This is a genomic window from Shewanella atlantica (assembly GCF_003966265.1).
GTDB lineage: Bacteria > Pseudomonadota > Gammaproteobacteria > Enterobacterales > Shewanellaceae > Shewanella > Shewanella atlantica.
Genome location: NZ_RXNV01000002.1, coordinates 270,792 through 287,284, shown reverse-complemented (window position 1 = coordinate 287,284; position 16,493 = coordinate 270,792). Strand labels below are relative to the sequence as shown.

At 46.0% G+C, this 16,493-nt stretch carries 10 protein-coding genes; 2 read left to right on the top strand and 8 right to left on the bottom strand.

Going from position 1 to position 16,493, the window contains the following annotated elements:
• Positions 1-404 precede the first annotated feature (404 nt).
• A complete protein-coding gene (gene adhE, locus EKG39_RS06520) occupies positions 405-3,005 on the top strand; it encodes a bifunctional acetaldehyde-CoA/alcohol dehydrogenase (RefSeq protein ID WP_126504942.1) in 2,601 nt (866 codons plus the stop codon).
• A gap of 110 nt (positions 3,006-3,115) precedes the next feature.
• On the opposite strand, the gene EKG39_RS06515 is transcribed toward adhE, so the two are convergent.
• The 3 genes from EKG39_RS06515 to EKG39_RS06500 form a co-directional block, all read right to left on the bottom strand.
• A complete protein-coding gene (locus EKG39_RS06515; protein ID WP_126504941.1) occupies positions 3,116-3,910 on the bottom strand; it encodes an alpha/beta fold hydrolase in 795 nt (264 codons plus the stop codon).
• A 283-nt stretch (positions 3,911-4,193) separates the two neighbouring features.
• Complete coding sequence (locus EKG39_RS06510; protein WP_126504940.1) at positions 4,194-6,365, bottom strand: malate synthase G; 2,172 nt, start codon at positions 6,363-6,365, stop codon at positions 4,194-4,196.
• Between the two features lie 526 nt (positions 6,366-6,891).
• Complete coding sequence (locus tag EKG39_RS06500; protein ID WP_126504939.1) at positions 6,892-7,836, bottom strand: LysR family transcriptional regulator; 945 nt, start codon at positions 7,834-7,836, stop codon at positions 6,892-6,894.
• A gap of 116 nt (positions 7,837-7,952) precedes the next feature.
• On the opposite strand from EKG39_RS06500, the gene EKG39_RS06495 reads away from it, so the two are divergent.
• A complete protein-coding gene (locus tag EKG39_RS06495; protein WP_126504938.1) occupies positions 7,953-9,536 on the top strand; it encodes an isocitrate lyase in 1,584 nt (527 codons plus the stop codon).
• 107 nt (positions 9,537-9,643) lie between these two features.
• Here EKG39_RS06495 and yjjG read toward each other — a convergent pair whose 3' ends face one another.
• The 5 genes from yjjG to EKG39_RS06470 form a co-directional block, all read right to left on the bottom strand.
• Positions 9,644-10,318 (bottom strand): pyrimidine 5'-nucleotidase, encoded by a 675-nt coding sequence (gene yjjG / locus EKG39_RS06490; RefSeq protein ID WP_126504937.1) that lies wholly within the window; start codon positions 10,316-10,318, stop codon positions 9,644-9,646.
• Positions 10,319-10,535: 217 nt separating this feature from the next.
• On the bottom strand, positions 10,536-11,075 hold the full coding sequence (locus tag EKG39_RS06485) for a GDYXXLXY domain-containing protein (protein ID WP_246028459.1): 540 nt from the start codon (positions 11,073-11,075) through the stop codon (positions 10,536-10,538).
• Between the two features lie 5 nt (positions 11,076-11,080).
• Positions 11,081-12,409 (bottom strand): DUF2157 domain-containing protein, encoded by a 1,329-nt coding sequence (locus tag EKG39_RS06480; RefSeq protein ID WP_126504935.1) that lies wholly within the window; start codon positions 12,407-12,409, stop codon positions 11,081-11,083.
• Positions 12,410-12,578: 169 nt separating this feature from the next.
• A complete protein-coding gene (locus EKG39_RS06475) occupies positions 12,579-14,633 on the bottom strand; it encodes a dipeptidyl-peptidase 5 (RefSeq protein ID WP_126504934.1) in 2,055 nt (684 codons plus the stop codon).
• A 305-nt stretch (positions 14,634-14,938) separates the two neighbouring features.
• Positions 14,939-16,477 carry a fumarate hydratase gene (locus tag EKG39_RS06470; RefSeq protein WP_126504933.1) on the bottom strand — a complete coding sequence of 513 codons (1,539 nt, stop codon included), beginning with the start codon at positions 16,475-16,477 and terminating at the stop codon, positions 14,939-14,941.
• Between the last annotated feature and the right edge of the window lie 16 nt (positions 16,478-16,493).

Here is a 16,493-nt window from a genome sequence, read left to right as displayed (position 1 = left end):
GAATTAGAATAACTAGTCCAGCTATTTCATGCCTTGAACTCTGTCCCTTCTAGACATGCTGAACCCTGCATTTCGAGGTCGTTTGGGTATACTACAATAAACAGCAAAGCTGTTTTATTACTTTGAACATTACGAAGATCGCTACTCTACCCTATGATTGCTTATGGGAAAAATGAGTTTTTATAATTTATTTCACATTTTCAGATAAAAAAAATTAATCAACAAACGGTATTTTTGCCGTCAAAACGTGCAAACAAGTTGTTAACATCGTTATTTTATTACATATACAGCCGGATTTGTGGTTATGATCACGGTTAAGATTGGCATTTGGGTGTAATTTTTCTCCAAGGAGATGATTTAGCCAAATAACCAAATTTTGCTAAATTTTTTTCGAGGAACACAATATGACTGTGACAAATGAACAAGAACTCGACCTTCTTGTACAACGTGTAGCAGATGCTCAAGCTGAATATGCAAATTTCACTCAAGAGCAAGTAGATAAAATTTTCCGGGCTGCAGCTCTCGCCGCAGCGGATGCCAGGATCTCATTAGCCAAGATGGCTGCTAACGAAACCGGCATGGGCGTGATTGAAGATAAAGTGATTAAGAATCACTTTGCATCTGAATACATCTACAACAAGTACAAAGATGAGAAGACCTGTGGGATCCTGGATGAAGATCCGACGTTCGGGACAGTTACTATAGCCGAACCTGTCGGTATTATTTGTGGAATCGTACCTACTACCAACCCTACTTCTACCGCCATTTTCAAGGCATTAATCAGCCTTAAAACTCGTAACGGCATTATTTTCTCACCTCACCCTCGCGCCAAAGAGTCCACGACTACAGCTGCAAGACTAGTATTAAATGCAGCCATCGAAGCCGGCGCACCTAAAGATATTATCGGTTGGATCGATCAGCCTAGTGTAGCCCTATCGAACCAGCTGATGACCCATGACAAGATAAACCTTATCTTGGCAACTGGTGGACCAGGAATGGTTAAAGCAGCCTACTCTTCAGGAAAGCCTGCTATCGGTGTTGGCGCTGGTAACACGCCAATTGTCATCGATGAAACTGCTGACATTAAACGTGCGGTTAGCTCTATCTTGATGTCTAAAACATTCGATAATGGCGTGGTTTGTGCCTCAGAGCAAGCCGTCGTGGTTGTCGACGAGATATACGATACCGTTAAGGAGCGCTTTGCAACGCATGGCGGATATATCTTATCTAAAGATGAGACAGCTGCAATGCAGAATGTCATCTTAAAAAATGGTGGCCTCAATGCCGATATCGTCGGACAAAGCGCTGCAACCATCGCCGCCATGGCTGATATAGAAGTGCCTCACTGGACTAAGGTTCTGATTGGTGAAGCGGAAGATATTTCTGAAGCCGAGGCATTCGCTCACGAAAAACTATCTCCGTTGCTGGCCATGTACCGCGCCAGTAATTTCGATGAAGCGTTAGATAAAGCTGAAGCCCTTGTAACACTCGGTGGTATCGGTCATACATCGGGTCTGTACACCAACCAAGATACGCAAACAGAGCGTGTGATGGCATTTGGCTTCCGCATGAAGACTGCACGAATACTGATTAATACGCCAGCATCACAGGGCGGTATTGGCGATCTATATAACTTTAAGCTTGCGCCTTCACTTACACTTGGTTGTGGTTCCTGGGGTGGTAACTCTATCTCTGAAAACGTAGGTCCGAGTCACTTAATCAATAAGAAAATGGTCGCTAAGAGGGCTGAAAACATGTTGTGGCACAAGCTACCTTCATCTATTTACTTCCGTCGTGGTAGCCTGCCTATTGCACTCGAAGAGTTAAGTGATAAGAAACGCGCCCTTATCGTTACTGATAAATACCTATTTAATAATGGCTACTGTGATGAGACGATTAAGATATTAAAGTCTCAAGGTCTCGAAACTGAAATCTTCTATGAAGTGGAAGCCGATCCAACCTTAGGGATTGTTACTCAAGGCGCTAAGATGGCCCAGAGCTTCCAACCCGATGTAATTATCGCACTGGGCGGTGGCTCTCCTATGGATGCAGCGAAGATCATCTGGGTGATGTATGAGCATCCCGATGTAGACTTTGCCGACTTGGCATTGCGCTTTATGGATATTCGTAAGCGTATCTATAAATTCCCTAAACTGGGTGTTAAGGCTCAGATGGTTGCCATTCCTACAACGTCTGGTACAGGTTCAGAAGTGACACCTTTCGCGGTTGTTACCGATGAAAAAACCGGCATGAAGTACCCTATTGCCGATTATCAGCTAACACCTAATATGGCGATTGTGGATCCGAACTTGGTCATGGATATGCCAAAATCATTGACAGCCTTCGGTGGTATCGATGCGGTAACCCATGCACTCGAAGCCTATGTCAGCGTGATGGCCAACGAATACAGCGATGGTCAGGCACTACAGGCATTGGATCTGCTATTTAAACACCTTCCTGATTCTTATAATCACGGTGCTGCAGCCCCTATAGCTCGAGAAAAAGTCCACAATGGTGCAACCATTGCGGGTATCGCCTTTGCTAACGCTTTCTTGGGAATTTGTCACTCGATGGCCCATAAGTTAGGCGCCGAGTTCCACCTTGCACATGGTTTAGCCAACGCGTTATTGATTAACAATGTTATCCGTTTCAACGCAACTGACATGCCGACTAAACAAGCGGCCTTCAGTCAGTATGACCGTCCTAAGGCACTTTGCCGTTATGCAAAAATTGCTGAATATTTAAACCTAAGTGGAACGACTGATGAAGAAAAAGTTGAAGCCCTCATTGAAGAGATCGATCAACTCAAGAAGACGATTGGCATTCCGGCTTCGATCCAGGAAGCAGGAGTCAACGAAGCAGACTTCCTTGCCAAACTCGACGAGCTAGCAGAAGATGCTTTCGATGATCAATGTACTGGAGCTAACCCAAGGTATCCGCTAATTGAAGAGCTTAAACAGGTACTGCTTGCAAGCTTCTATGGTACAGCTTACAGCGACAAGTAAACTCACTGAGTTAACTTATTGCAGTACGGGATAGACTTCATAAAAAGCCAGTTACTTTAAGTAACTGGCTTTTTTATTTTTTCACAATCTTGATACCGATTGGCATGAACCTAATCTTTTTTCCCCAGCCAATCTAACATGATGTTGTTGAACCGTTCCGGCGCTTCAATCATTACCCAATGCCTTGTTTGAAATGGCTCCACTCTATTTCGCTTATCAGAGGCAACCTTCTCAACCCAAGGTTTTGAGTGGAACATTCCGGGTTTATTCTCACCGTACATGAAGAGCAGTGGGCAGGTGATCTCAAGTGGAAGGTGATCCAGTGACCGGCCAGTCAATACATGACTCCATTTCCAATAATAGGAGTAGGTCATGGATGAGGTGATAGAATCAGGCTCTCCGGGAGCATTAAGCAGTTTAGCCATCTTACGGGTCATTGCATCGCCCAGCTTGCCACCAATTTTCCATGCCGCAGCCAACCACATCTGGTATCCAAACATAAAGGCTTTCACTTTGGCCGACAACACATGCTCTTTTGAACCAGCATCACCAATATCTACGCCAATAATTTTGGTGACTTTATCGCGATAGTTCATGTAGAACTGATAACCGAAGAAACAGCCCCAATCATGGAGCATTAAAATCACAGGCTTGCCATTGCCGACGGTGTCGACAATGCTGTTGATCAGTTGCACGATCTCTTTCAGATCGTACGCCCGTCTGGGCTTGCTTTTATCATAACCGGGTAAGGTAAATCTAACGCAACGGTATCTATCTTTAAGCACGTCAACCTGCTTGTCCCATACCCGGTAGGTGTCAGGCCAGCCATGAACCATCACTATTGTTTCATCGCCTATACCCTCAACGTAAACATCTACATCTTCAACCTGTAATTTCTCAGTCATACCAGCTCCGCCATTGTTAACGTAAAGAAAATCGGTTTAAAAAACTTATTCCAAAACCAGTTAGAGTAAAAGCTCTAATTAATTTGACAGTAAAGGGAATGTAACAACAAAGCAATATTTAGATAAATAATAACAAGATTATTGTGAAGAAGTATGATGATGATCAATAGCAAATGTGAGGTGCCGGACGACTCTTTTACAGCAAAAAGCCCCAACTGAAAGTTGGGGCTTTTTCATGCTTATCCAGAGAATAAGGCTTAACTTATTAACAACTAAGAGATGTTTATGCCTGCTGGTGAGACTTTGCCTCGATGCGATGGGCATGCAGCAATGGCTCTGTATATCCTGATGGTTGCTCTTTTCCTTTAAAGATCAGATCACACGCCGCTTTAAAGGCGATACCATCAAATTCTGGCGCCATATTGATATACTCACTATCGGCTTCATTTTGCTTATCGACCACCAGAGCCATCTTATGCATCGAATCCATCACCTGCTCTTTTGTGCAGATATCGTGTTCGAGCCAATTGGCGATATGTTGAGATGAGATCCTTAACGTTGCCCTGTCTTCCATTAAACCGACATCGTTAATGTCCGGTACTTTCGAACACCCTACCCCTTGATCGATCCAACGCACCACATAGCCTAAAATTCCCTGCGCGTTATTGTCGAGTTCACGCTGGATCTGTTCATGAGTCAATTCAGCCGGGTTTTCAAGCAGTGGAATTGTCAATATATCATCCAGGCTCGCCCGCTCACGTTGACAAAGAAGCTGTTGACGATCTTGTACATTGATCTGATGGTAGTGCAAAGCGTGTAAAGTGGCTCCATTTGGAGACGGTACCCACGCCGTATTTGCTCCGGCGTTTGGATGAGAACCCTTCTGAGCTAACATAGCTGCCATCTCATCGGGCATGGCCCACATTCCCTTTCCTATTTGTGCCTTGCCGGGTAAGCCACAGGCCAAACCGATATCGACATTCCAATCTTCGTAGGCATTGATCCAAGCTTGCTGCTTCATCTGAGTCTTAGGAACAAAAGGCCCGGCTAGCATCGAAGTGTGGATTTCATCTCCGGTGCGATCGAGAAAGCCGGTATTGATGAATACGACCCGCTCTTGTGCGACACGAATACACTCTTTAAGGTTGACTGTGGTTCTGCGCTCCTCATCCATAATACCCAACTTAATGGTGTCACGTGATAACTTGAGTGCATCTTCAATCTTAGTGAATAGCTCACAGGTAAACTCGACCTCTTCGGGGCCGTGCATCTTGGGCTTAACGATATTGACTGAGCCGGAACGGCTGTTCGACCGTTGGTTATTGTTACCCTTAAGATCATGCATAGCAGCCAGCACGGTCACCATACCGTCTAAGATCCCTTCCGGGATCTCCTTACCCTCTTTGTCCAGAATCGCATTATTTGTCATCAGATGGCCGACATTACGAATAAACAACAGACTTCTGCCCGGTAGAGTCTGGTTTCTTCCCTCTATGTCTTTATATTGGCGATCCTCATTTAATTCACGGGTGAACGTCTTGCCACCTTTATTCACCTCTGCAGACAGCGTTCCTTGCATAAGGCCAAGCCAGTTACGGTATATCTCACACTTATCTTCCGCATCGACGGCAGCAACGGAGTCTTCACAATCCATAATGGTGGTGACTGCGGCTTCAACGAGCAGATCTTTGACATTGGCTTTATCTGTTTTACCGATAGGATGTTCGCCATCTATCTGTATCTCTACATGTAGGCCGTTATTTTTCAGCAGAATCGCTGTAGGTGACTTCTCATCGCCCTGATAGCCGATAAATTTTTCCGGCTCCCGTAAGCGCGTATCACAACCATCTGAAAGGGTCACCAGCAGGCTCGTCCCATCGATCTGATAATGAACGACTTCGCTATGACTCCCAACAGCTAACGGGGCTAGCGTATCTAGCTGTTGTTTGGCGAAGGCGACAACTTTATCGCCGCGAACAGGGTTGTAGTTTGTCGTGATCCCGGCGCCACCATCGAAACTAATCGCATCGGTACCATAAAGGGCATCATATAAACTTCCCCAACGCGCATTAGCTGCATTTAACGCAAATCGTGCATTTTTAACCGGCACCACTAATTGAGGACCGGCTTGCTCTGCTATTTCAATATCTACATTTGCCGTAGATACCGAAAAGTCTTTACCTTCGGGGACAAGGTAACCAATCTTGGTCAAGAACGCCTTATAAGCTTCAGGTTCATACTTATGTGTTAAATGCCATTGGTCAATTTGCTGCTGTAATTCATCACGTTTCTCGAGAAGAGCTTGGTTCTTGGGACCGAGTTCATCGACTAAGGCTTCCAGCTTAGTCCAGAATCGGTCAGAGTCGATCCCTGTACCCGGTATTATCTGCTCATTGATCAATTCAAAGAGCACAGGTGCTACTTGCAGATTGCCAACTTGAATTCGTGATGTCATATCGCATCCCTTCTGTTAATTAACTGATGTCAGCTTGATAGCGACTCTTCTATTTCTCGACTCTGGAGCTCATTGCTCGTTGTCATTTAATCCCACATGCAGCGGAGTCTATAAACAAGTATTGAAAATTAGACACATATCAGTCTATACCAGCCTAATGACATATATATAATTTATCGTAATTATTATTAGCATTCATACAGATTATAATTGTAAGACGTCAGTTCAGAACCTGATAATACGCGCCGTTTCGGTGGTAAGTTCTCGCATCCACCTGATTTATGTATAGGAGGGTTATGTTGCAGCAGTGGCTCCATGCCATCGTCAACTCTCTATTAGAACGAGGAATATCTAATGGAAGCCTGGAACCACACTAAAACCTATCGATAATACGCGCCGTTTCGGTGATAAGTTCTCGCATCCACCTGATTTATGTATAGGCAGGGTTATGTTGCAGCAGTGGGCTCCATGCCATCGTCAACTCTCTATTAGAACGAGGAATATCTAATGGAAGCCTGGAACCACACTAAAACCTATCGATAATACGCGCCGTTTCGGTGATAAGCTCTCGCATCCATTTGTGAGCTGGGTTATGTTGCAGCAGTGGGCTCCATGCCATCGTTAACTCTATAGAGGGTATATCGAAAGGCGGTGGAACGATACTGACCCTACTGTTATCTTGTTGCAGTCTCGCCATCTTACTGGGAACTGTCGCTATCAGGTCTTGACGTTCTGCCAATGAGCTCGCCGCTTGATAGTGTCGGGTAAATACAGTGATCCTGCGCTTTGCATTTAATCTGGCCAGTGCTTCATCAACCCAGCCTAATCGCTGAACATCATCGGGATCCATACCGACTCCGACCCCCATGCCTGTTTTACTTACCCAGACATGGTGCGCATCAAGATAGCTCTCCAGATTGAAGTTTTTCAATACCGGATGATTTTTGTTGATTAAACAGCTGAATGTATCTTTCCACAGTACTTTTTGGTGAAAGGACTGGGGAATACTGTCGAAGCGGTTGATCACCATATCCACTCTACCCTGTTCAACATCGGGAAAGTTCACATCGCTGGGGGTCATGATATCAAGGATCACCTTAGGTGCTTCATTACGTAATCTGGCAATTAGAAGTGGGATCAAGGTGGCTTCGGCGTAATCGGAGGCCATCATTCTGAACACCTGGTCACTTTCATACGGGTTGAACTTGGCTTTTGGCTGCACCGCCTTTTCCAGACCCACCAGCAACTCGCGGATCTCAGGTTTTAGCTCCGATGCCCGCTCAGTGGGTGTCATTCCTTTACTGGTTCTGATTAACAGAGGGTCATCAAATAGAACACGTAACCTTTTCAGACCGTTACTCATCGCTGGTTGACTGATCCCGAGCTGATCTGCTGCCCTGGTAACATTTAATTCACGAAGTAAAACATCAAAATAAACCAATAAATTCAGGTCAATACGAGATATATTCATAAAATAAATACCGAAGATAATAACTATAAATTAGACTAATTTAACACAATCTTACTATTATTTTTAACGGAAGCAATCAATCGTTGTTAATCATTTTTTGTAGGAAGGGACTTACCATGTCAAATTACAGAGCAGATATCGATACAGCAACAACCTTAGTAGAGAAAGAAGGTAGTGCCTGGAATGCAATCAACCCTGAATCAGTAGCCCGTATGCGAGCTCAGAACCGTTTTAAGACAGGTTTAGACATTGCCAAGTATACCGCCAAGATAATGCGTGAAGACATGGCTAACTATGATGCAGATAGCTCACAGTACACTCAATCTCTGGGTTGCTGGCACGGATTTATCGGTCAACAGAAGATGATCTCTATTAAGAAGCATCTTTTAACGACGAAGCGTCGTTACCTGTATCTGTCCGGCTGGATGGTTGCAGCACTGCGTAGCGAGTTCGGTCCATTGCCGGATCAGTCTATGCACGAGAAGACCTCTGTCGCCAGCCTTATCGCCGAGTTATACACATTCCTTCGTCAGGCTGATGCTCGCGAATTAGGTGGACTTTTCCGCGAACTGGACAAAGCCGAAGGTGCAGATAAAGCAGCGATACAAGACAAGATTGATAGCTTTGAAACTCATGTCGTACCAATTATTGCCGATATCGATGCCGGTTTTGGTAACGAAGAAGCCACCTACCTGATGGCAAAACAGATGATTGAAGCGGGTGCTTGTTGTATCCAGCTTGAAAACCAGGTCTCCGATGTGAAGCAGTGTGGACACCAGGACGGTAAAGTAACGGTTCCACACGTTGAGTTTCTCGCCAAGATTAATGCGGTACGTTACGCATTCCTCGAGCTTGGCATCGACGATGGTGTGATTGTTGCCCGTACCGACTCATTAGGCGCAGGTCTGACACAGAAGATTGCCGTAACTGCTGAGCCGGGCGACCTGGGTGACAAGTACAACTCATTCCTTGAAGTTGAAGAGGTATCGACCGACAAGCTTCAAAACGGCGATGTAGTATTTAAGCGTGGTGACAAGCTGGTTAAGCCATCACGCCTTCCAAACGGCCTGTTTAAGTTCAGAGCCGGCACGGGTGAAGAGCGTTGTGTACTTGACTGTATCACCAGCCTGCAAAACGGTGCCGATCTGTTATGGATTGAGACAGAAAAGCCTCATGTAGCCCAAATTGGCGCTATGGTAAACGCTATCCGTGAAACCGTACCGAATGCAAAGCTTGTTTATAACAACTCACCTTCGTTTAACTGGACACTTAACTTCCGCCAGCAGATCTTCGATGCAATGGCCGAAGCGGGTAAAGATGTATCGGGTTACGATCGTGCTAAGTTGATGAGCATCGATTACGACGAGACAGAACTTGCGATAGAAGCCGATGAGAAGATCCGTACCTTCCAGGCTGATGCAGCACGTGAAGCGGGTATCTTCCACCACCTGATCACTCTGCCTACCTACCATACTGCAGCCTTGTCTACAGATAACCTGGCTAAAGAGTACTTCGGTGACCAAGGTATGCTTGGTTATGTCGCCAACGTTCAGCGCAAGGAGATCCGTCAGGGCATCGCTTGTGTTAAACATCAAAACATGGCGGGTTCAGACATGGGTGACGATCACAAAGAGTACTTCTCCGGAGATCAGGCACTGAAAGCATCGGGTAAAGACAACACTATGAACCAGTTTGGTTAATCAAATTTGATTAAAACCATTTCCTTCTAGCTTCCCACTAGAGCCAAGCCAGAGTAGCAATACTCTGGCTTTTTTTATGACAACAATCTAACCAATATAAGTAGAAATTAAGCCACTAAGATCTGCTGTAACTCTTTAAGAGATGAAACTTCGAAGTGAGGCTCTATCCCATCCGGCTTAGGTGCATTGTGGATATTCAGCCAACAGGTATGCAATCCGGCATTTAACCCGCCTTGGATATCAGAGTGTGGGTTATCACCAACCATTAAGACTTTTTCTCTGTCGGGATTTTCCATACGCTTCAATGCATGTTCAAAGATACCGACATCGGGTTTGGCTATTCCGACCTGCTCCGATATCACGACATGCTCGAATGCACCGAGTAAACCGGTCTTTTCTAACCTTATGGTCTGCAGTTCGGTAAAGCCGTTAGTGATAATGCCAAGGTTTGCCTTACCACTTAATTTATCTATTAACTCTTTTGCACCAGGCAGCAGTGCACAAATTTCTGCCATTGCCGATAAGAATGCACTGTTAAGATGACTTGCGGTGACACTTAACTTCTCGGCCCAGTGAGTAAACCTTTGTTGCTGAAGCTGCGCCGCAGAGATAACACCATTTTGGTAATCTACCCACAGGGGCTGGTTGATGAGTTGATAGGCATCGAAATCTACACGGGTAAAACTCACGCCAAAACGGCTAAACATCAGTTTCAGGCCTTCGAAAGCATCGAAATGAAACAAGGTTTCATCGGCGTCGAAGAGGATCCAATCATATTTCATTGATAATATTCTATTATGTGTACTTGATAGGGAAAGAGGTTTCTACTAAATGTGGCAAGGGTCTAAACATGCCGCCGGCATAGGGATACTCTCGTTAGGTGCTGGATTTTATTTGATAACTGGAACAAATGCCATAAAACTCTTCCAGAGTAATTCTGAAACCTGGCATTTTCACTGACGCAGTTGGTTCAAATTCAGCGACTAAAAGGTAGAACTGTCAGCAGGCATCACCCAGACATTGGAATCCTACCGCTCGAGCCTTACCGTTAGGGGCGACAAATACCCGAACCTGTGCCTGGCCGCCCATCTCATTTTGGACTTTCAAGGCTTTCTCCCTGGGCATAAAAAATGCCTCAATGCCATATTCAACCTGAACAGTATCAGAGTCGCTTCTGCGTACCCTGCCGCGAATATAGGTCCCCTGATGTGGCTTAGCTGCATTAAGAGTATCGAACTGCCAAATACCTTTGCTCTCCACCAAGCTAACATAGACCACACTAGCAATTTTAAACTCTGTATGGGGCTCTGTGGGAATGCGGTTGATCTCATAATTTAAACGCACAAAGTTGCCCCTGAACAGACTACGTGGGTCAACGGGTTCAGTCTTAAGGATAATCTCTTCCCCTGTCCATATGGGCAAAACGGAGCCCAGGTATTCGACACTCAAAACAGCCATTTGAAAACAAAGGGTTAAAATAAGCCCTATCTGTATCGTTCGCTTACCGGGCTTCTTATGCAGCCAATCAGGAATTGTCATGGTATTCACTCTCTATCTTCTCCCTGCTTTAAAGCGATAAGGGAAACATGATGCTTCCAGTATTTTGCGGCGGCCATCAGGATCCCCGCCGCAACGAGAAACAGCAGCGCTCCACCAATATAGTCACCAATGAGATCGAAATAGCGAATAAATGCTGTCAGTAACAGGACCACAATACCGGTATAGAAATAGTGAGTTTCGGACTGGTCTATCCCTCTTCTTATCAAGAGGATCCCCATAAAGAGAAGCATCAAGTTGGTAGCAATGGCTGCGATAAATTCCATATGGCTGAAACTGTTTACCAGAGTAAATGAAAACGCCAGATAGCCGGTAAGCATCAATACAGGTAATGAAGCATATCGACCACTTGCACGGGAGAGCCTAAAAGCAACTATCCCCGACACGATAATGAAGATAACACTTATCACAGATAACCAATTCCGGTCACTTGAATACTCTTCCCAAACACCTTCGAAGCTTAATACTAATAAGGTAACAATGGCTGCCCTGAGTAGCCAGATGTGTAATACCAAACCATACTCACGCCAATCACTCTTTTCGGCGCGCATGAGCCACCAGGCGGCTCCATTGATCAAAAGCGCCAGGCCTAATGAAAATGGAAACTGCTCGGCAAAGGGATCGAAATGATAGCCACTGCCCATAACCCATGCCAGCCCTAAATTTATCCATACAAGCAACCCCACAATACAGGCGAGAAACAGCAAACGGGAACGCGCATGAAACAGGGTTAACCAAAGTGCTACTAAGATAAAAATCGGATAAAGCGTCGGGAAAAAGCCTTCCCCAGATTCGACCACTAACCAGATACTGGCCAGGCCCAAGGATAATAACGCCAGTAATCGACTCTGAGTAAACACCACCAAGGGCAAAATACCCAATGCCCACCAGAATATGCCATCGGGGAAATGCTCTCCCAGGTGATAGATCTGCGCGATGAGCATGATACTGGCGCCATAACTCATGCCGCCAAAGAGTAACCAGATGATGCCAGCCCTGGTCCGTTGTGATAGAAACAGATTGATACCGACAGCGTTAGTCACCAGCGTCAATAGCAGTAAGCTTCCCGTACGGATACTGCTTGGGATCTCATCCCAGTTGTGTGAAACGATCAGTATCAGCGCTAAGCCGATAAACAAGACTCCCAATGACATCAGCAGGTAATAACCGAAAGAGTTCTTATCAGTATCATCGCTGAGACTTGTGCCGTAGCGAGCCAATATCGTATTGGCCTGCTGCTCAGATACAAGTTCGTCACGCACCCAGATACGGGCTTCGTGGGACAACTCCTTTTTGAAAAGCTGGATCAAGCGCATTTTCTATCCTTGTCTGCTGTCAGCCGGTACACACCACACTAAAGTTTATGCAAAGGCCTGACTCAGTTCGCTGATGTTCTACGATCAACTTAAGCTCTAACAATAAAAAAGGCCAGAATAAACATTCTGGCCTCAGTGACTAAGTCTATGTTATTTCAAGCTTGAACGCTTATTTCTTTTCAGTCCAACGATCCATCCAGCCAAGTACATTGGCATACCATTGCTCAAGGTTATCGGGATTGAGGATCCAATGGTTCTCTTCAGGATAGATAAGCAACTCGGATGGGATCCCTTTACGTTGCATAAAGCTGTACGCGGCTAAACCCTGGCCATAAGGAACACGGAAGTCTTTTTCACCATGAATAACCAACATTGGCGTTTTCCAGTTCTCTGTGTAGTTAACCGGATTAAACTTCTCGTACAGCTCCTTGTTGTCCTGATAGGTCCCACCGAACTCATATTCTGGGAACCATAGCTCTTCTGTCACATAGTACATAGAGCGCATATCGAACAAACCGGCATGGTTAACCAGACAGTTGAAGCCATCACTCCAGTTGCCCTGGATCCAGTTCATCATATAACCACCGTATGAACCACCCAAGGCACAAGTACGAGTCTCATCCAGCCATTTTTGCTGTTTAGTGACGGCAGCTAAACCTTTCTGAAGATCTTCGAGGGGCTTGCCACCCCAATCCTGTGAGATCGAGTCGGTAAAGTCCTGACCGTAACCCGTTGACCCATGGAAGTCGATCATGACTACACCGTAACCCGCACCTGCCCACAGCTGAGCGTTCCAGCGGCTGCTGAATGAGTTACCAAATGAGCCTTGTGGACCACCGTGAACCAGAAATGCTATAGGATACTTCTGTCCGGCTTTGTAGTCGGAAGGCTTGATCCAGTAACCATGCACCTCTTCGTTGTTCCAGCCCTTGAAGCTAAACTGCTCGAACTCACCAAACTTGATCTCGGCTAGTTTTTCGCGGTTTACCTGGGTCAGTTGCTTAATCCCCTGGCCATCTAGGTTCATCGAGTAGAGATCGCCCGGTTGAACTAACGATTTGTGCTTAATAATAATCTTGTCGTTAGTCACACCAACGACACTATTACTTCCATCATTGTAAACCGTTTTCACATCACCAAATTGGGTATTAACTTCGAATACGGTAACCTGTCCGACATCCTGAGCCGTGACATAGAGTGTGCGGTTATCTTTACCGAAGGTGAGTGAACTTGCGCTTCTATCCCATAACGGAGCAACCTCTTTCTCCTGGCCTGTTACCGTATCGCGTAACATAATGCGGTATCTGTCGGCCTCGAAACCAGGCTTGGTCATAGCAAGATAAGCCAGGTAACGGCCATCTGCAGAGAAAGTCGGGTTGGCATCCCAGGCTTTATTGTCTTCGGTAAGGTTCACCGCGTCGCCGCCGGTTACCGGAACTTGCCACAAGTCATAGTTAGTGATCCAGGCTTGATCTTTGCCCGGCGCCTTAGCGCTGTAAACAAGGTGCTTACCATCAGGTGAGAAGGTCACCTCTTCCATAGCCGAGAAGGGTTTTGGTGGTGTTTCTGTATCTAAACCGGCGGTGACATCAACTGCACTCGTTATCATTTCACCATTGAGCTTAGCGACAAACAGGTGGCTTCTGGAGTGATCACTCCAAGTATCCCAATGCCTGACCATAAGCTGCTTGTATTCACGTCCTGTCGATTTACGCTCCTGTTCGGCGGTAAACTTATCCTCAGAACATTGCAGATCTTTACAGTCAGGAAAAACGCGCATGTTCATTGCGACTTGTGTGCCATCTTGAGACAGCTTGAAACCTTCTACATCGAGCGGGAAGTCAGAGACCTGAAACGCTTCTCCGCCAGTTAAAGACAACTTATACAGTTGACTGGAACCATTGCGGCTGGCGAGAAAATAGATGGATTGGTCGTCTGCAGCAAAAGCAACACTATGCTCAGTCCCCGCGGCAGAAGTGAGCTGCTTCGCTTCACTGTCAGTTTGAGACAGATCTTTAATATAGAGATCTGAACTGGCCTCACCACTTGCATCAAATTTTTTGACAGCATAAACAATTTTACTGCCATCATTAGATAATGCGGGCGAATGAAGCTTATTGATTTTAACTAAGTGTTGTACCGTGAAAGGCTCGGGATTAGCGGCCTGAGCCGACATTGAAAGCCCGGCACTCGCGATGGCGAGTATGATTGCAGTTTTTTTCATTGTTATTATCGTCTTTGTTGATTCATGTTTGATTTATAAGCGACTGCACCTAAGCAAATCACTACTAGCTTATATAGCCAAGCGACATCAAGAATAAATAAAATGGTTATCTCCAGCAAACAACCTCCATGTTTAAATGCCAGTTCGATATCCCTATCTCTCGCTCGGAGAGTATCACTTAGTGATACCTCGCCATGCAAGTCTAAGATTTTATCTTGGTGGAGAACACTACCCAAATAATAAGGCTTAGGCAAGATGCCTAAGCCTTATTATCGGTCTCATGAGGTGATCAAAAACAGAGTGTGTTAACTGAGTTTGAGTTTCCAGATAGCCGGACCGGTCTCATGGGCATTAACTCCATTGGAGTCTACCGCCACAGTGACCGGCATATCTTTGACATCAAACTCATAGATTGCTTCCATGCCCAGATCGGCAAATGCGACAACTCGGGAGGTTTTAATCGCTTTGGACACCAGATAGGCGGCACCACCTACTGCCATCAGGTACACGGCTTTGTTCTTCTTGATAGAAGCAACGGTTGCCGGTCCACGCTCGGCTTTACCAATCATCCCCATCAAACCGGTTTTCTCCAGCATCAGATCGGTAAACTTATCCATACGTGTCGCAGTAGTTGGACCTGCCGGACCCACCACCTCATCGCCAACCGGGTCGACGGGGCCCACGTAATAGATAAACTTACCCGTGAAGTCGACGCCTTCAGGCAGACCTTCACCGCTTTCAATCAGTGTTTGAATACGTTTGTGGGCAGCGTCACGACCGGTCAACATCTTGCCGTTAAGTAGCAGGGTATCACCACTCTTCCACTTTTCAATATCGGCTTGTGTCACAGTGTTTAGATCAACATGGTGAGTATTTTCGCCAGCTTCACGGGTGATCACAGGCCAATCTTCTAACGATGGTGGCGTTAATACAGCAGGTCCCGTTCCATCTAAGTGAAAATGAACATGCCGTGTGGCGGCGCAGTTCGGGATCATCACCACAGGTTTAGAAGCTGCGTGTGTCGGTACCGATTTAATCTTTACATCCAGAACCGTGGTCAGCCCGCCGAGGCCCTGAGCGCCGATACCCAGTTTATTAGAGCGCTCGAAGATATCCAGACGCAATTTCTCTTCGGCTGTTTCAGCACCCTTTGCCTGTAGTTCATGAATGTCTACGGGATCCATTAGTGACTCTTTGGCGAGTACCGCAGCTTTCTCAGCCGTGCCGCCGATGCCTATACCGAGCATTCCCGGTGGGCACCAACCTGCTCCCATCGTCGGCAATGTCTTCTCAACCCATGCGGCAACATCATCTGAAGGATTGAGCATCGCCATCTTAGATTTATTCTCCGACCCACCGCCCTTAGCCGCGATTGCGACCTCAATATGATCCCCGGGCACCATATCAATATGAACCACTGATGGGGTGTTATCTTTGGTATTCTTACGACTACCGGCTGGATCTGAAACGATTGAGGCTCTTAATGGGTTATCCGGGTTCTGGTATGCACGTCTGACGCCTTCGTCAACCATCTGCTGAACCGTCATATCTGTTTTATCCCACTTAACTCCCATGCCCACTTTAACAAAGCAGGTGACGATGCCGGTATCCTGACACAAAGGACGCTTTCCCTCTGCCGACATACGAGAGTTTATTAAGATCTGGGCGATCGCATCTTTCGCGGCAGCACTCTCTTCTCTGTCATAGGCTTCAGCCATAGCATCGACAAAATCTTTGGTGTGATAATATGAGATATATTGTAGGGAATCGGCAACGCTCTCAATGAGATCGGCTTGCTTTATGATGACTTCTTTACTCACAGACACTTCCTTTTCAACTGACATTAGGGTGCGCTCCATT